General features: G+C 45.4%; 18 protein-coding genes. 16 read left to right on the top strand and 2 right to left on the bottom strand.

The genetic code is table 11. The annotated features are described in order from the left end of the window. Positions 1-78 precede the first annotated feature (78 nt). Together IE064_RS08840 and IE064_RS08845 are read right to left on the bottom strand one after the other, a co-directional pair. On the bottom strand, positions 79-1,224 hold the full coding sequence (locus IE064_RS08840) for a hypothetical protein (protein WP_189617516.1): 1,146 nt from the start codon (positions 1,222-1,224) through the stop codon (positions 79-81). 91 nt (positions 1,225-1,315) lie between these two features. Next, entirely contained in the window at positions 1,316-2,446 is a 1,131-nt protein-coding gene (locus IE064_RS08845) for a methyltransferase (protein WP_373295256.1), read from the bottom strand. Positions 2,447-2,593: 147 nt separating this feature from the next. Here IE064_RS08845 and IE064_RS08850 point away from each other — a divergent pair, with 147 nt between their 5' ends. From IE064_RS08850 to IE064_RS08925, 16 genes are all read left to right on the top strand, one after another. After that, a complete protein-coding gene (locus IE064_RS08850; RefSeq protein WP_229799938.1) occupies positions 2,594-3,178 on the top strand; it encodes an alpha-ketoglutarate-dependent dioxygenase AlkB family protein in 585 nt (194 codons plus the stop codon). 88 nt (positions 3,179-3,266) lie between these two features. After that, positions 3,267-3,566, top strand: coding sequence for a BolA family protein (locus IE064_RS08855; protein ID WP_133040460.1), 300 nt, complete (start codon positions 3,267-3,269; stop codon positions 3,564-3,566). Positions 3,567-3,635: 69 nt separating this feature from the next. After that, entirely contained in the window at positions 3,636-4,145 is a 510-nt protein-coding gene (gene luxS, locus IE064_RS08860; protein WP_133040459.1) for an S-ribosylhomocysteine lyase, read from the top strand. Positions 4,146-4,705: 560 nt separating this feature from the next. Next, on the top strand, positions 4,706-6,040 hold the full coding sequence (locus tag IE064_RS08865; protein ID WP_189617519.1) for a Na(+)-translocating NADH-quinone reductase subunit A: 1,335 nt from the start codon (positions 4,706-4,708) through the stop codon (positions 6,038-6,040). Further along, positions 6,037-7,236: an NADH:ubiquinone reductase (Na(+)-transporting) subunit B gene (locus IE064_RS08870; protein WP_189617520.1), complete on the top strand. Its 1,200-nt coding sequence runs from the start codon at positions 6,037-6,039 to the stop codon at positions 7,234-7,236. The genes IE064_RS08865 and IE064_RS08870 overlap by 4 nt, the downstream gene beginning before the upstream one ends. Next, positions 7,229-8,014, top strand: coding sequence for a Na(+)-translocating NADH-quinone reductase subunit C (locus IE064_RS08875; protein WP_133040456.1), 786 nt, complete (start codon positions 7,229-7,231; stop codon positions 8,012-8,014). Before IE064_RS08870 ends, IE064_RS08875 begins: the two co-directional genes overlap by 8 nt. Further along, positions 8,014-8,646, top strand: a complete 633-nt coding sequence (locus IE064_RS08880) for an NADH:ubiquinone reductase (Na(+)-transporting) subunit D (RefSeq protein WP_133040455.1) — start codon at positions 8,014-8,016, stop codon at positions 8,644-8,646. The genes IE064_RS08875 and IE064_RS08880 overlap by 1 nt, the downstream gene beginning before the upstream one ends. Positions 8,647-8,651: 5 nt before the next feature. Next, positions 8,652-9,260 carry an NADH:ubiquinone reductase (Na(+)-transporting) subunit E gene (nqrE, locus tag IE064_RS08885; RefSeq protein WP_133040465.1) on the top strand — a complete coding sequence of 203 codons (609 nt, stop codon included), beginning with the start codon at positions 8,652-8,654 and terminating at the stop codon, positions 9,258-9,260. A 44-nt stretch (positions 9,261-9,304) separates the two neighbouring features. Then, positions 9,305-10,561 (top strand): NADH:ubiquinone reductase (Na(+)-transporting) subunit F, encoded by a 1,257-nt coding sequence (nqrF, locus tag IE064_RS08890; protein WP_189617521.1) that lies wholly within the window; start codon positions 9,305-9,307, stop codon positions 10,559-10,561. 187 nt (positions 10,562-10,748) lie between these two features. Then, entirely contained in the window at positions 10,749-10,973 is a 225-nt protein-coding gene (gene nqrM, locus IE064_RS08895; protein WP_133040464.1) for a (Na+)-NQR maturation NqrM, read from the top strand. A 215-nt stretch (positions 10,974-11,188) separates the two neighbouring features. Further along, positions 11,189-11,662, top strand: coding sequence for a bacterioferritin (gene bfr, locus IE064_RS08900; RefSeq protein WP_189617522.1), 474 nt, complete (start codon positions 11,189-11,191; stop codon positions 11,660-11,662). A 9-nt stretch (positions 11,663-11,671) separates the two neighbouring features. Next, on the top strand, positions 11,672-12,139 hold the full coding sequence (gene bfr, locus IE064_RS08905; protein WP_189617523.1) for a bacterioferritin: 468 nt from the start codon (positions 11,672-11,674) through the stop codon (positions 12,137-12,139). A gap of 412 nt (positions 12,140-12,551) precedes the next feature. Continuing rightward, the gene (locus IE064_RS08910) at positions 12,552-14,558 is read left to right on the top strand and encodes a methyl-accepting chemotaxis protein (RefSeq protein ID WP_189617524.1); all 2,007 of its coding nucleotides are present in this window, start codon (positions 12,552-12,554) and stop codon (positions 14,556-14,558) included. Between the two features lie 108 nt (positions 14,559-14,666). After that, positions 14,667-15,737, top strand: a complete 1,071-nt coding sequence (dinB, locus tag IE064_RS08915) for a DNA polymerase IV (protein WP_189617525.1) — start codon at positions 14,667-14,669, stop codon at positions 15,735-15,737. Between the two features lie 857 nt (positions 15,738-16,594). Beyond that, positions 16,595-17,284 carry a hypothetical protein gene (locus tag IE064_RS08920; protein ID WP_189617526.1) on the top strand — a complete coding sequence of 230 codons (690 nt, stop codon included), beginning with the start codon at positions 16,595-16,597 and terminating at the stop codon, positions 17,282-17,284. Then, a complete protein-coding gene (locus IE064_RS08925; protein ID WP_189617527.1) occupies positions 17,277-17,690 on the top strand; it encodes a hypothetical protein in 414 nt (137 codons plus the stop codon). The genes IE064_RS08920 and IE064_RS08925 overlap by 8 nt, the downstream gene beginning before the upstream one ends. Positions 17,691-17,762 lie beyond the last annotated feature (72 nt).

A 17,762-nucleotide genomic window follows, 5' to 3' on the forward strand; every position in this document is an offset into this window, starting at 1 on the left:
CGGCGCGGAACTCATCGTGGAGCGGTAGGCGAGAGCCTCCAACAGAGACTCCGAATACATTAGCGCAGACCCACCTCGTCATTGAATTTTATGCTTGCAACAACGAGGCGGACCATACATTTTATTACGTAAATCCACATAAAAATAAACGGGTATCTGTGTGGTAGATTCTGCTTGGACAATAAAGCGTTGCTTGTCTCGTGAACTGGCAACGACAAAACTTTCCATCTCTGGTAAGAGTTTTTTGATTAACGCCGTTTGTTGTTCAGCATTGTCAGAGAAATAGTGTTGGCGCTGGTAGTCGTCATAGTAAAAGACACCGCTTAACTCACCTTCGTTATTGGTCAGTGCTCCCGCCAAATCATACTCGGGATTGCTATACACTTCTCGTTCAAATTGGTTGTTCTGGATGTCGTAAAGCCATAAAGATTCACGCTTATTTATGCGATCGCTCATAACATAGGCTTTATTGCCATCTTCACTGAGCCCCATTACCTCAAAGGTTTCAGATTTACCAATGATCACGGTATGCAGTGCTTTCATGGGCTCACCATCAGCATTGCGATACCAGGTGGTTAGCTTATGTTCATCAGTGGATTTGTCTTTTTCCCATTGCAGTCCGAGGCGCACCACACCGTGATTATCAGTATACCAGCTATCAATTTTATAGTTATTGACAATGATTTTATCAAAATCACTGTCTGCCAGATTTACGCGGTAGACACTAATGCCTCTGTCCAATTCATCATAAGCTGAGACGAGAATATGCTCCGGGTCATCTTTTAACGCTGATACTAGTCTGAAATTGACATATCTGTAATAGTCTTTTTTGGAGAAGCGTTTATCTGTGAGTTCCTTGGCTTCTTTGGTTTTTAAGTCAATACGATATAGGCGATTGATACGGAAGTAATCACCACTGCTATATTCTGGATAACTGAGGGCGACAATCAAATAACGGTTCCCTGACCAAACCACGTATTCGATGCGGTCACGGGCTTTTTTCAACTGCACTAAGGGGGTAAATTCCACCGAGGGAAAGTCCATCAGTACCACTTGTGGTCCATCCGCAGCATTATATATTGCCGCGAGCTTGTTGCCGTCAGGCGAGATACTTAGATTTTCCATGATGGGCAGCGAGGCGTACTTTTCATATAACGTCTGCGCCTGAGACGATGGCGATAAAACGAGTAGCAGAAAACCAAAAATCATCAAACAGGAACGCATAGTTGAAACTCCTTTTCAGCGCTCAAATGAATATGAAGAAAAACTTGGAGATGCTACCAGTTCGTAATGTAAAAGTTAATAATTTAGGTGGTTACTTTATGGCTATCAGGACGACAAACTTCTGATTGCTGGCAACGGTATGGCAATTACCAAAGAGGCGTTTTAACTTGATGTGATAACCCAAATGACGATTACCTACCACCTGCAGTTTGCCCCCTGGTTGCAACTGACGGCGGGCATCGACAAACATCTGCCAGGCAATATGATCTGTAATTGCTTCACCTTGATGAAACGGCGGGTTACAGAGAATTAAATCCGCTTCAATATCCTCTGGGAGATGGGTCAGGCAATCATCCCAGTAAAAATGCCCTAGGGCAGCATGGCCGTCGTTTTGTTGCCAGTTTTGTTTGGCAGATGAGACAGCTTGAAAAGAATCATCTACGAAATGGATATTGGCTTGGGGGTAAAGTTGTGCCGCTCTGAGGCCTAAAATGCCATTGCCACATCCTAAATCAATAACATCATGAAACGCTCCTTGTGGCAGATGTTGCAGCATCAAGCGGGCCCCAATATCGAGTTTACTTGCAGCAAAAACGTTGCTCAGGTTGGTTAGTTGTAACTTGTATTCAGGCACTGTCCATTGTTCTGGGAGTAGCTCTGGCCGAGGCTTGCCATCGGCGATGGCAGTAATGATGCGGGTTTTCTTCCATGCCAGACTGGCAGTGGCTGGGCCAAAATATTGGGCGATGGTTTGCAATAATGATGCATTGATCGATTTTGCTTTGGCACCGATAAGTAACTCACTGCCTGCAGGTAATTGTTTGGATAATTGTGTTAGCTGCCAGGCAAAATAATTGAGATTCTTGGGCAGTTTCATCAACGTCAAATGCACTGATGCCACGTTGTCTGAAGGCTGGTGGAGCCACTGAATATCGGCGGTAGAGAGTTGATTCAGACTGAGATTCTGCTTGGCGCCATAATGTGATGTCGCCGCATCGGACACCCAAAAACAGCCTAGCAACGGATGCAGCGCTTTTAACATACATAACAAGGCGCCAAAACTATCATTTAGCATTAATATGCTGTTAGGTAGCGTTCTTTCGGCCAATTGTTGCAGGAGATGTTCATCGGCGGCATCCCACGCTTGCAAATTGGTTTGCGATACTGATGGATAACGCTGTAAATCGAGTACTTGGTTTCCGAAGGAGAACTGGGCCATGATAACGCTGAGTTAACTGAAAAATCTGCTGCGGATTATCGCAGAAGCCATCAGGAATAGCGACTTTCACCAATCATAGTGCCATCTCTTATGCCAAATAATTTACAACAGTCGGCGCTGTTTGAGCATGATTTCAGCGGATGCCAACATATGACCACTTATCGGCAACCCCCTATGTTGTTGGTCAGAGCTTACCTTGACCCATCGCAGCAGCAAGCGCTGTGGGCAGAAGCTCAGCAATATCCGCTACAAAAGCCCGTGGTGGCGGTTTTTGGTAAATCTCACCCGATTCCTCGAACGCAAGTATGGTTCGGTGATCCCGGTTGTGACTATCTATACTCGGGCCTGATGGTAAAAGCGCAGCCTTGGACTAAATACTGTGGCCGCCTGCGGCATAAACTAATGCGGGATTTCCAGTTACGCAGCAACGGCGTGTTAGTTAATCACTATGCTGATGGGCGCGAATGTATGGGCTGGCACAGTGACAATGAACCTGAATTGCAGCCTGGAAGTGATATTGCGTCGGTGACTATCGGCGCGGCGCGGGATTTTGATATTCGGCATCGACACAGTGGCGAAAAGTTAAGATTGGTTTTGTATAGCGGTGATTTATTACTGATGCGCTGGCCAATGCAGCAACACTGGCAGCACGCGGTTCCCAAAAGGCTAACGTTAGACCAACCTCGGTTAAACTTTACCTTTCGGCAGTTGATCCCTGACTTTCATTGTTGTTAATTGGGATTGCTGGGTGTTGTTTGTTGATTGATCTTTGTATGCTGAGCAAGTAACCTGCCGCCAATTACCACCCGCTGGGGAATGAGTTATGTCAGTTGCTGAAACTATTCAACAAAAATTACAGGCGGCGTTGCTACCTGAACATATTGAAGTGCTTAACGAGAGCCACAACCACCATGTGCCACCAAATTCTGAGACACATTTTAAAGTGGTGTTGGTCAGTCAGGCGTTTAACGGTTTGCGGTTACTGGCACGGCATCGAAAAGTCAATGAAACATTGGCTCATGAATTGGCAAACGGTGTCCATGCGTTATCCATGCATACTTACACCCCGGAAGAGTGGCTGGCTCTGGCTGAAGTGCCACAGTCACCTAAATGTCGTGGTTAATATTGGTGTGAACGTGTTTAGTTGCAGAGCTTGTCTCGGCAACCTAAGAGTGAATTGAGGGAGGCAGTTATGCCACTGTTAGACAGCTTTACTGTGGATCATACGCGGATGCAAGCACCTGCCGTGCGGGTAGCTAAACAGATGACCACACCCAAGGGCGATAAGATCACCGTGTTTGATTTACGTTTTTGCGTGCCAAACAAAGCCATATTGAGCGAGCGTGGCATCCATACGTTGGAGCACTTGTTTGCAGGCTTTATGCGTGACCATCTGAATGGCGATGGTGTTGAGATTATTGATATTTCACCGATGGGTTGTCGTACCGGTTTTTATATGAGCCTGATTGGCACCCCCAATGAAAAGCGTGTTGCTGACGCCTGGTTAGCCGCAATGCAGGACGTGCTGCAAGTGCAAGATCAGGCCGCGATTCCTGAGCTTAATCAGTATCAGTGCGGTACCTTTACGATGCACTCGCTAGAGCAAGCACAACAGATAGCAAAAGAGGTTATCGCATCTGGTGTTAGCGTTAATCACAACGAAGAACTTAAGCTTAGCGACGCTATTTTGAAGACATTGTAAGCGGTACTGGTTTGACCCTTTGAAAAACGGCATGGATGTAAATTCATGCCGTTTTTTGCTGCAAATTAGCGCTTCCTTACTAAAGTGTAATAGCAATGGTAATACCAATTGCACTAAGGTGTACGGTATAACGCGGTCGATCCATTTATCTATAGACACGCCGGGTTTATGGCGATTGGAGAATGTTAGGCTCGTTAAGTGTGATCAGTCGCAAATTTATTTTTTTGCAGTGGTTGTACTCACAAAATTATCTATTTTTAAAAGAGTGAATTAGTTCATAAATGCAGCGATGGCGGGTCGCTGGGTTTATTTGTAAAAACAGTGCTGTGAATTTGTTGTTTAAATAGGTTTTTTTGGAATACTTGTGGGCACAAAAATACTACAATTTTCGTGGCTATAGCATTTCAATTGGGGTAGAATGCCCGCCGAACAACGTGATTGCGATCGCATTTCTGAGATAAATCTGCGCTAACTCAATGCTTGGCATAGTTGTTGTGTGATGCCCTGGATTGGCAGGAACGCGGCGCATTGTCTTTCCTTCAACCGTAGTGCATGTGGATATGATTACAATCAAGAAAGGATTGGACTTACCTCTTGCAGGTAAACCAAAGCAAGTTATCCATGATGGCCCAGCCATTAAACACGTTGCTACATTGGGTGAAGAGTATATTGGCTTACGTCCAACGATGAAGATCAAAGTGGGCGACAAAATAGCGAAGGGCCAGGTTCTTTTTGAAGATAAAAGGAACCCCGGCGTCAAATATACCGCTTTTGCCAGTGGCATTGTTGCAGACATCAACCGCGGCGCCCGACGAGTTTTGCAGTCAGTGGTGATCGAAGTCGAAGGGAACGAGTCGGTTTCTTTTGCTAAGTACGATCCCGCTGCCATTGACTCTTTGGAGCCTGCCAAAGTTAGGGAAAATCTGATTGAATCCGGTTTGTGGACGGCATTTCGTACACGGCCTTTCAGTAAAGTTCCTGCTGTAGATTCCTCAACCTCCGCTATTTTTGTTACCGCCATTGATACTCAGCCGTTGGCTGCGGATCCTCAAGTCATCATTGCTGAACATAAAGACGATTTTGTCAATGGTCTGAAAGTGCTTGCCAGACTTAGCGAGAAGGTCTTTTTGTGCAAAGCGCCAGGTGCGGATATTCCCGCCGCCAATGCTCAGGTGGAAGAGTTCGCAGGTCCACATCCAGCAGGGCTGCCGGGCACTCATATCCATTTCCTGATGCCGGCTTCTGCAAAACGCACGGTTTGGCACATCGGCTATCAGGATGTGATTGCCGTTGGTCAGTTGTTTACTACAGGTGAATTAAACTGCCATCGAGTCATAGCCATTGGTGGACCGAAAGCAAAATCTCCCCGTCTTATCCGTACTTTATTGGGGGCAAGTACTGATGAGCTGGTGGCCAGTGAAAAAGCCAGTGGTCAGGTACGTGTGATTTCCGGGTCGGTGCTGAACGGGGAAACAGCCTCAGGCCCTCATGCATATCTTGGACGTTACTCGTTACAGATTTCATTGGTGGAAGAAGGAACCGAGAAGGAATTTTTTGGTTGGGTAATGCCTGGCGCTGATAAGTTTTCCGTCACTCGTGCTTTCTTGAGTCATTTAACACCTTCCCGTCTGTTTAACATGACGACCAGTACTGGCGGGTCTGAACGGGCGATGGTGCCTATCGGCAACTATGAACGGGTCATGCCGCTAGATATTCTGCCCACTATGCTGTTGCGGGATCTGCTGTCTGGCGATACTGACAGTGCCATGGCACTGGGTGCGCTAGAACTGGATGAAGAAGACTTGGCGCTCTGCACTTTCGTTTGCCCCGGTAAGTATGACTATGGTTCCTATCTGCGTGACTGCTTGGATACCATTGAGAGGGAAGGCCTATGAGCTTAAAAGATTTTCTTGATCGTATTGAACCGCAGTTTGAAAAAGGTGGTAAATACGAAAAATGGTACGCGCTCTATGAAGCAGCCGCGACCATTCTTTACACGCCAGGTAAGGTGAATACTGGGCGAACCCATGTGCGCGACAACCTAGATCTGAAGCGCATGATGATTACCGTTTGGGCGTGTACGTTCCCGGCAATGTTTATGGGCATGTACAATATCGGATTGCAGGCACAGATAGCGTTGGTTGCTGGTCATGGTACTCCTGATGTGTGGCAGGTCGGGTTGTTTCAGTTGTTTGGTGCCCAACTTACCACTAATGCCGGCTGGGCGACCTTGATGTGGTATGGTGCCTGTTTCTTCCTGCCTATTTATGCGGTGACTTTTGCCATCGGTGGCATTTGGGAAGTGTTATTTGCCATGGTGCGCGGCCATGAAGTTAACGAAGGTTTCTTTGTTACCTCCATCCTGTTTGCGTTGATCCTGCCGCCTACTATTCCGTTGTGGATGGTTGCATTGGGGATTACTTTCGGGGTGGTGGTCGCCAAGGAAGTCTTTGGCGGAACCGGACGTAACTTCCTTAACCCTGCATTGGCTGGCCGTGCATTCCTGTTCTTTGCCTATCCACTCAATATGTCAGGTGATACTACTTGGGTAGTGGCTGATGGTTATTCAGGTGCAACTGCATTAAGTCAGGCGGCAGCAGGTAAATTGAGTTATGCCTTTGACCAGAGTTGGTGGAATGCGTTTCTTGGCTTTATTCCTGGCTCCACTGGTGAGGTGTCCACCTTAGCAATCCTTATCGGCGGCTTGATTATCATCTATACCCGGATTGCGTCTTGGCGCATTGTGGGCGGCGTGATGGTCGGCATGATTGGGGTGTCTCTGTTGTTGAATGCCGTCGGTTCTAATACCAACCCTATGTTTGCGATGCCTTGGTACTGGCATTTGGTGTTGGGTGGTTTTGCTTTTGGCATGATGTTTATGGCTACAGATCCGGTATCGGCCTCCTTTACTAATAAAGCCAAATGGGCATATGGCATCCTGATTGGAGCCATGGCGGTATTTATTCGGGTTATCAATCCGGCGTTCCCAGAAGGAATGATGTTGGCGATCCTGTTTGCCAACCTGTTTGCACCGTTATTTGACCATTTTGTGGTACAGGCGAATATCAAGCGGAGGATTGCTCGTGGCTAAGAATAAAGATTCATTCGCCAGGACGCTGTTTATCGTTGTCGGTTTGTGTCTGATCTGCTCTATCTTTGTATCGACAGCGGCGGTATTGCTTAAGCCGACCCAACAGGAAAACAGGTTGCTGGATAAGCAAAAATATATTCTTGAAGCAGCAGGACTGATTGACCCGCAGGCCAAGTTGACCAAGAAAGATATCTTACAGACTTATAAAAAGTATGTAGAAGCTAAAGTTGTAGACCTGAAAACCGGCTCTATGGTATCAGGTATTGATGGTGACACTTATGATCAACAGAAGGCTTCGCGTGATCCGGCAACATCATTTGTGCCACAACACGATATCGCTTCTGTTAAACGTGTTGCGGATAACGCAGTAGTTTATCTAGTGCATGATGATGCAGGCAAACTCACCACTGTTATTTTGCCAGTTCACGGTTATGGTCTATGGTCAACCATGTACGCTTTCCTAGCGGTCAAGCCCGATATGAACACAGTGCAGAATCTGGTTTATTATAGTCAGGGGGAAACTCCGGGGCTGGGGGGCGAAGTTCAGAATCCAAAATGGAAAGCGAAGTGGAACGGCAAAAAGCTGTTTGACGAAAACGGCAATATCGCAATTAAAGTCACCAAAAATCCTGCGGTGGCCGCATCTGACTATGGTGTCGATGCGCTTTCCGGTGCGACATTGACCAGTAACGGCGTGCAGCATACGTTGACGTTTTGGCTGGGCGATGAAGGTTTTGCCCGCTTCATTGAAAAAGCACGCAATGGAGGATTGAGCTAATGGCTGATACTAAAGAACTAAGACAGGTTCTCACCGGACCTATCCTCAACAACAACCCTATTGCGTTGCAAGTTCTAGGGGTATGTAGTGCGCTAGCGGTTACCAGCAAACTGGAAACTGCTCTGGTAATGGCGCTGGCACTCACGGCGGTAACTGCATTTTCTAACTTGTTTATCTCGTTGATCCGAAACCAAATTCCTAGCAGCGTTCGTATCATCGTGCAGATGACTATTATCGCCTCATTGGTAATTGTGGTCGATCAGCTGTTGCAGGCATACGCCTACAATGTCTCCAAGCAGTTATCCGTGTTTGTGGGATTGATTATTACCAACTGTATCGTTATGGGCCGGGCTGAAGCCTATGCCATGAAATCGCCACCGTTAATGAGTTTTATGGATGGGATTGGTAATGGTTTAGGTTATGGTGCCGTGCTGTTGACCGTCGGTTTTTTCCGTGAACTTTTCGGCAGCGGTTCCCTGTTTGGTGTGCAGATCCTGCAGAAAATTTCTGATGGTGGCTGGTATCAGCCCAATGGTCTGCTGTTGTTACCTCCCAGCGCTTTCTTCTTGATTGGCATGCTGATTTGGGTCATTCGTACGAAGAAACCCGAACAGGTTGAAGCGAAAGGATAAGTATGATGGAACACTATCTGAGTTTATTGATCCGTTCGATCTTTATCGAAAACATGGCACTGTCCTTCTTCCTAGGAATGTGTACTTTCCTAGCAGTGTCCAAAAAAGTAAAAACAGCCATGGGGTTGGGGATTGCCGTTGTTTTAGTCATGACAATTTCAGTACCTGCCAACCAGATTATCTATCAAGGGTTGCTGGCACCAGGTGCTTTGGCGTGGGCGGGGTTTCCTGATGCCGATCTGAGCTTTCTTAAGTTCATTACCTTTATCGGGGTGATTGCGGCGTTGGTGCAGATTCTAGAAATGGCATTGGATAAGTATTTCCCGCCACTTTACAACGCCTTGGGTATTTTCCTACCGTTGATCACTGTGAACTGCGCTATTTTTGGTGCGGTATCCTTCATGGTGGAACGTGATTACACGTTAGGCGAAAGTGCGGTATTTGGTTTTGGTTCGGGTGCCGGCTGGGCATTGGCAATTGTGTTGATGGCGGGTATCCGTGAGAAACTTAAATATGCAGATGTGCCAGCAGGGCTGCGTGGGTTGGGGATCACCTTCCTGACTGCAGGTCTAATGGCGTTGGGTTTCATGTCGTTCTCTGGTGTGTCGCTTTGATGCGGCCAGTGGCTTCCTGAATTGGACCTTCTAAGGATAAGTTAATGGATATTCTTGGTATTTTTAAGTCCACTCCACTTGAGGTGTACCTCGGTGTGAGTATGTTCACCGCCATTGTACTGGTGTTGGTATTGGTGATTCTGTTCGCCAAATCCAGACTAGTCTCCAGCGGTAATATCACAATTTCTATCAATGGCGACCCGGAAAAAGCCATCAATACTGCGGCTGGGGGTAAGTTGCTTGGCGTGTTGGCTGATAATGGCATTTTCGTTTCGTCAGCTTGTGGTGGTGGTGGCTCCTGTGGCCAATGCCGAGTGAAAGTTAAATCCGGTGGCGGAGATATTTTGCCAACGGAGCTCAACCATATTAATAAAGGGGAGGCCCGCGAGGGCTGCCGTCTGTCATGTCAGGTTAATGTAAAATCTGACATGGAGATTGAACTAGATGAATCCATCTTCGGCATCAAGAAGTGGGAATGTACCGTTATCTCCAATGACAACAAGGCAACCTTTATTAAGGAATTGAAACTGGGTATTCCAGACGGCGAATCAGTACCGTTCCGTGCTGGTGGCTATATCCAGATCGAGGCGCCAGCTCATCATATCTACTATAAAGACTTTGATATTCCAGAGAAGTATCGGAAGGACTGGGATCATTTTGGGTTCTTTAAGTTGGAGTCTAAAGTTGATGAACCGGTAATCCGCGCATATTCAATGGCGAACTATCCAGAAGAGTTTGGCATTATTATGTTAAACGTGCGTATTGCGACACCACCACCACGCAATCTGAGTTTGCCGTGCGGTAAGATGTCTTCGTACATCTGGAGTCTCAAGCCTGGCGATAAGGTGACAATCTCCGGTCCGTTTGGTGAGTTCTTCGCTAAAGATACTGATGCTGAAATGGTATTTATTGGCGGTGGTGCTGGTATGGCGCCAATGCGTTCGCATATTTTCGATCAACTAAAACGTATCAAAACTAAACGTAAGATGAGTTTCTGGTACGGTGCTCGCTCTAAGCGCGAAATGTTCTATGTTGAAGATTTCGATATGCTGGCTAAAGAAAACGATAACTTTAACTGGTATGTGGCGCTGTCTGATCCGCAGCCTGAAGATAACTGGGATGGATACACTGGCTTTATTCACAACGTGCTTTATGAAAACTACCTGAAGAGTCATGAAGCACCGGAAGACTGTGAATTTTATATGTGTGGTCCTCCAGTCATGAATGCTGCGGTCATTGCGATGTTGAAAGACCTCGGCGTTGAAGAAGACAATATATTGTTGGATGACTTCGGTGGTTAGGTAAAATATGAAGGCACAGCACCATGCTGTGCCTTCTGTTATATGTCCCAATTTCTAGCCTATCCTTTTACTGAACGTATTGATATTACTGATGTTGTTAGCTTTTTAGACCGCCAATGAAACGATTGTCGCTTTGAGGTATAATGCAGTTGTACTTAAGTTAATACCTGAAGCAAGAGGAATCATGATGAGTACATTCATAGCCGCTTTTTTGTTTTTACTGGTTTTCTTTTTGTTGATGTCGATCGGCTACTTGCTTAAGCGTAAAGCTGTTCAGGGAAGTTGTGGTGGATTAGGTGCCTTGGGTATTGCCAAAGCGTGTGATTGTGACGAGCCCTGTGACCGACGTAAGGCTAGAGACGCGAAGGAAGCCAAACGGCAGGAATATCTGGCTAAACACCGTATTCTCTAATGATATGATAATTAATAAAAAAGCGGCCATTTCGGCCGTTTTTTTATTGTCAAAAATTGCTGTATCAAAACACTTCTCTCTATATATGATTGTAAATAGTAATTATTATTTTTATTAACCATATGAAATTAAAGCGTAATTTGATATTTATTGCTGCAGAGGTTACTCTTAAAAAATTGATATAGATCAAACCCACTTCTACAAGGAACTGTGTTATGAAAGGTCAACCCAAAGTAGTAGTACAGCTTAACAAGGTATTGACGTGTGAGCTTACTGCTATCAATCAGTATTTTCTTCACGCCAGAATGTTTAAAAACTGGGGACTTGAAGGTCTCAATCATCACAGTTATAAAAAATCCATTCAGGATATGAAACATGCCGATAAGTTGATAGAGCGGGTACTGTTTCTTGAAGGTCTGCCGAATCTGCAACAGCTGGAAAAACTGCGGATTGGTGAGCATAGTGAAGAGATGTTGTCATGTGACAAACTGATGTTAGAGGCACAGTTGCAACTGTTGCGGGACTCCATTGCCTTGTGTGAGGTTGAACAAGACTATGTAAGCCGGGATCTGCTGGAAGACATTCTCGAAGATGAGGAAGAACATCTGGATTGGTTAGAATCCCAGTTTGAACTTATACGTTTGACCGGTATTCAGAATTATCTGCAATCTCAATTAGAAGAGGCTTAAGAGGGCATTATGAAAGGACATCCACAGATTATCGAGATGCTGAATAAACAGCTCACCGGCGAGTTATCTTCAATGGATCAGTATTTTGTTCATGCCCACATGTATGAGGATTGGGGGCTGAATGAGTTGTATGAACGTGTCAATCATGAATCACTTGATGAGCGAGGTCATGCGGCCAAACTGATTTCCAGAATATTGTTTCTTGAAGGCAAGCCCGATATTACCAATCGTGACGCGCTCAACATCGGGGCTGATGTTGAACAGATGCTGCATAACGATCTGCAGTACGAATACAAAGTGGCTGAGTCTCTGCGCCGAGGGATTGCTCTGTGTGAACAATTGGGGGATTACCAGACGCGAGAGTTGTTAGAAGTTTTGCTGGAAGATACCGAAGATGATCATATGTATTGGCTGGAAAAACAGCTGGGTTTGATCCAAAAAATCGGATTACATAATTATCTGCAGTCAAAGATGTAATATTTGTCATAGGAATGTCGGCTGCGGCTTACACAGCCAGAAGATGATTTACATAAGTGTTCAGTTCATATTCAGTTGCTTCTGTATACTATTTAATCAATAACAGAAGGATATTGTTTATGAACGCACTGCGAAGCCGTCGACATTCCTCCGGGCACACCTCTCAGCACCGACGTTTGGACGAAGTGACAAATAAAGTTGTCACAAAAAAAGCGCCTAGCTGTTCCTCATCCCAACAGCCTGTTGTCAGCAAGGAAGAACTGGCGTACATCTTTTCTTTATTCTGCTGAACGTTATTTTTGACACTTGTCAGCCTTTAAACACTTTGTTACGTAAATTTTAACTAAAAGTGTGCGGCGGCTTTTGATACATTGTTGGCTCCTCTATAAAAAAAGCAAAAGCAGGAGCCCTGATGTTGCAAATTAAACGTTCATTAAGCCTACAGTTAGTAGTGACTATTGCTGGTGCTTTGGCAATATTACTTACGTTGGTAGCTGCCCTGATTGTTAAAACCGATAGTGACGAAACCCGTGTTCGTATTGATAGCGATATTTCGTCCATGTTGGACCTGAAGGCGCAGGAGATCGGCAGTTATTTTTATGCCAAAGGTCAGATTATCCACTCAATCTTTTCCAATCCATGGGTTGTTAATTGGTTTTCAGCATATAAAGATCGTGGTTCAGATCTTTCAAATGACAACCAATACCATGAGCTAATTAAATATTTTCATTTTTTCTCTGAACGTGACAAAGACATCAAGTCGGTCTTTCTGGGTTCGGCAAACACCTTTGAATACTTTGATTTGAATGGCCGTTATGACGGTGACCCTGATTATTACACCAACAAACGCCCATGGTGGCAGGAGGCCATTGACAAGAATGGCTTATTTGTTGCCGATCCGGCTGTGGATGCCAATGACGGTACTGTATCTGCCACGGTTAAAACAGTTGTCAAAGATAGTTCAGGACGCCTGATTGGCATTGGTGGTATGGATATTCTTATCGATACCATTGGTAAAAACTTGCTGTCACCCATTAAATACCAAGGCGAAGGGCAGGCATTTTTGATGACTGACCAAGGGAAGTTAGTGTATTTCCCAGGCTTTAATAAGTCCTTCACGCCTGGTACAGACCTTATTCAGGTCGATGCGCTGTCTGCGGATAACAGTGGCTTTGCAGCGCTGAAACACACTATGCAAGCCAATGGCAGCGGTGTAAGCGAAGTGACTTATCAGGGGCAACTGCAGCATGTCAGCTACGTCAATATCAGCAGCGATTACCCTCAAGTTCGCTGGTATCTGGGATTTATGTTACCAGATGCGGTTTTTCAGGCTCCGGTTAAACAGAAATTCTGGCAGACCAGTTTGATCTCGATTGTCATCATTTTGTTAGTGGGTTTGGTCATCAGCTTAGTGTTGCAGCCATTTCGACGTCATCTGAAAGAGCTGCTTCATGCACTAGAAGATATTGCTGAAGGCGAAGGTGATTTGACTCGTCGTATTCAGATGAAACGCGAAGATGAACTTGGGCGCCTGAGCAGTGCTTTCAATAAATTCGCCGCTAAGGTGGAAGATATGTTGAAAGAGACTCGCCAGCTAACAGAAGAAGTTGATCGCGGGGTTGACGGTTCGGTAGCTGTGTGCGAACAGGCACTCAGTTCTGTACGGGCGCAGAAGCAGCAGATTGCGTCAGTTGCCACGGCGGCAACAGAAATGGCACATACCAGTCAGGAAATGGCGGCAGGAGCCCAACGAACCGCCGATTCTGCCGATGCTGCACAAAAGCAGTCGTTGGCTGGCGTACAGACAGTGCAAAAAGCTGCCAATGGCATGTATGCTTTATCCAACCAAGTTAATTCTGCTGCCAGCGTCATCCGCGAACTTAAAAGCAGCTCAGAGGAAATTGGTGAAGTACTCAGCGTTATCCGTGCGATAGCAGAACAGACCAATCTGTTGGCGCTCAATGCCGCTATTGAAGCAGCGCGAGCAGGCGAACAAGGGCGTGGGTTTGCGGTGGTAGCGGATGAAGTGCGAACACTAGCGTCACGGACACAAGATTCTACCAGCAGTATTCAGGATATTATCCAGACGCTGCAAGCTCAGGCACTGCAGGCAGAGCAGGTGATGGAGGCAGGCGTTAAAGAGGCTGATAGCGGCAGAGAACTTACGGTGCAGGTAGAGGCTGTGTTGGCTGACATCACTGCTGCAATTGATGAGATCCAACAACAAACCGCAGAAATGACCTCTGCTATCGGACAACAAGCGGTGGTTGCGGATGAAGTGGCGCGTAATATAGAGGACGTGCGCGAAAGTTCAGATGAATCACTTACCGCCAGTGAAGAGTTAGTCGAACAGATGAAAGCGTTTCGTGCAGTCAGCAAGGCGTTGACGGACAACATCGGTCACTTTCGCACCAGCTGAGATCTGTTGGGTTAACAAAGAGGAGCTTCGGCTCCTTTTTTAATATCCTTTACAATAACACTGTTTATTTGTACAGTATTTCTATGTGCGACACCCAGGTAAAACAAAATGAAGAAAATCATTCATGTGGATATGGATTGCTATTATGCAGCCGTTGAAATGCGTGATTTTCCTGAATATCGAGGAAAACCTCTAGCTGTAGGCGGCAGTCGGGAGCGCCGAGGCGTTATCAGTACTTGTAACTATGAGGCACGAAAATTTGGTGTGCATTCCGCTATGGCAACCGGCTATGCGTTAAAGCTCTGCCCCCAGCTAATTTTGCTACCGGGAAGGATGGAACTATATAAAGCAATATCGCAGCAGATCCGTGCTATTTTTCAGCGCTACACCAATAAAATTGAGCCTTTGTCGTTAGACGAGGCCTTTCTTGACGTATCTGCGTGTGATTTGTATCAGGGCTCCGCGACACTTATTGCTGAGGCTATCCGTCGGGATATTTGGGCTGAAACTGAGCTGACCGCCTCCGCTGGGGTTGCGCCGGTGAAGTTTCTGGCCAAAGTGGCTTCAGAGCTTAACAAACCTAACGGTCAGTTTGTGATCACTCCCGAGCAATTGCCCCATTTTATTGCACAACTACCGTTGCACAAGATTCCCGGTGTCGGCAAAGTTACCGCCAGCCGCTTGGCACAGATGCAATTACATACCTGTGCAGATGTGCAGCGCTTTCCTGAATACAAATTAGTGGAGATATTCGGTAAGTTTGGCCACATATTACACCAACGTGCATTTGGTATTGATGACCGGGAACTGACGCCTTATCGCCCACGGAAGTCCGTTGGGGTTGAAACCACTCTTGCTCGGGATATTTTCAATCTGGAGCAGTGTCGACAGGTGATGCAGGGACTGATAAAAGAGCTGGCTGGCAGATTACAGCGCCACACACACGAGCGGCAGATAGGAAAATTAGTGGTAAAACTCAAATTCGCCGATTTTCGTCAGACCACCATTGAGAGTCGCGCCAGCACATTATCGCCACAGATGCTTGATAGCTTGTTGGCGCAAGCCCTGCAACGTGCTGAAGGTCGAGGTATCCGGTTGGTGGGCATCGCAGCAGGTTTAGTGACCAATCACACTGGTGACAGCTCTGCTTATGAACAGCAATTGACGTTAAACATCTAAGGAACCAGTGATTAAGTCAGTACATTGAGGTTTAAAAAATTATCAAATGGCTTTGATAGGTTTCGTAGTAATGCATGGGTAACACAGTCATCGCCCAGTGATTTTTTGAATATAAATTAGTGAATGATAGGAAACAAAAAAGCCTGTAAAAACAGGCTCTTTTGAGGAATTTGATGGTGGCCCCTCACGGACTTGAACCGTGGACCTAACGATTATGAGGCTACGCTGGCAAGTAGATACCCCCGCAATTTCTGCACCTTGACCACGCTAGTGGTCCTTGACCTTACCAGTTTCGTTACCGAGCATGTGAGTTAGTGGTACGGTTTCAATCGAGCTGTACTGCGGGATGTTGGAATAACTACGTCCTGTAAGATATTTTTTTGAACCCCGTTACCAGCCACAAATCGCTATGGCATGTTTGAATTTGTCGCGGAAGACTCAAAATAGCATCATGCAAATTAATGAAAAAATTGAATTTTCCTTCAAAAAAAATACAGCATGCTCATTTTAAAGTTTAAAACAGACGTTTTATTATTTTGTAACCTAATTAAAATTAATAGGTTACAAGAAAAAGCCGTTGACTATTCCATGGTTGTTTTGTTTAAATTGCTTTCGTCGGGACGACAACCCGATTTATCTCGTTACGAAACAGTATTAGTTTCAGTGATGCCATAATGTTCACAGAGTGGATAAGCTAAAATATCTGTCTTTCGAAACGCTGCGCTTAATTTGTCAAAACTATCTAGCCATAAATGGCCCAGTATTGACGTGCACGTTTTGAATTGATTGTGTTTAGGTTTATTTCACACATCAATTCATTTCATGCGCATAACCCTTATGTTATGAAGGAAAATGCGATGAAACTGAACAACCCAACATCGCCAAAAAGAATAAATGATTGCCAATTGGCAAAAACGATTCAATTACCTCAACCCGCATGTGAGTGCAAAGATTCGTATACTCCGCAGCTATGGAGTCAGCGAATTATAAGTATGTTGGAGTGCCAAGAAAGTCACTCAGCGCATGATGTATTGCACTACGGGATATTTCGCGGCATTGAATGTCATACTTACAAGGTGGCAAGTAGCCTTAAGCTCGAACAAGTAACACCATTCATTAAGGTTGTCGAGCGTGGAAATTATCCCCTTGAACAAAAGCACTGTGATGTTCAAAAGACGGCAATTGCAGCTGGTCATGCTTTGGCATCAATAGAGTTTAAAAACTACTGCATAAATGACTTGCATGCTGGATATTCGCTGAATAGTCATATTGATTATCAAAGGTTTTTTGCTCGATTGGCTATTAATGCAAGTAATAGATTAGCGTTCTTAGTAAAGGGCTCTGAGGTAGTGTGTGGTGTCGTTAATGAACTGACTTATATCTGTAATGACATTATTGGTCTAGCTCCTACCACCAATTTTACATCCGGTCGTTCTACACCATCAGCATATTTGGTTGAGCTTCGTTTCGTTAAACCAGATAGACAACTGCTGCCAGAGTTATCGCTTACCCCACTGTATCACTCTAAGGGGAAAGTAAATGAATAAGCAGAACGAGGTTGCTTTAGATGCTCTATCGTTAAAAACAGGCAGCTATAAGCGCAAAACGGACGGGTCATTTGTTATTTTATCAAGTAACTATGGTGTTGTTGGCGTAAAGCCGCTTCAGGCTCCGTATACGTTGATTTATAGGCGAGGTAGAAATCCATTTATTCTCCGAAAAGCCACGTTTGATGGTTCCGTTATACGGGGATATAAGATGGATTTTAGAACCATGCTTATTGAACTTGACTGGTTCACGTTAGAAGGCTTCTTGCACGATAGTGCATTAAGGTTAAAAAACCTCTCAGATAGCCAGCAAGATATAGTTTTATATCCTGAGCAATTTTCAAGTCATTTGGACCTCCTCAAAGCTTTATACAAGTTGTTAAAGCAATGGAGCCCCGACGACTAAAGACCAGCCTTAGGGCTTTAGCTTTAGTTACATCATTCTTTTTCCAAATGAGCCCCACGGCATAGTTCTGTG

The organism is Shewanella fodinae, from assembly GCF_014651955.1.
In the GTDB taxonomy this organism is placed as follows: Bacteria; Pseudomonadota; Gammaproteobacteria; order Enterobacterales; family Shewanellaceae; genus Shewanella; species Shewanella fodinae.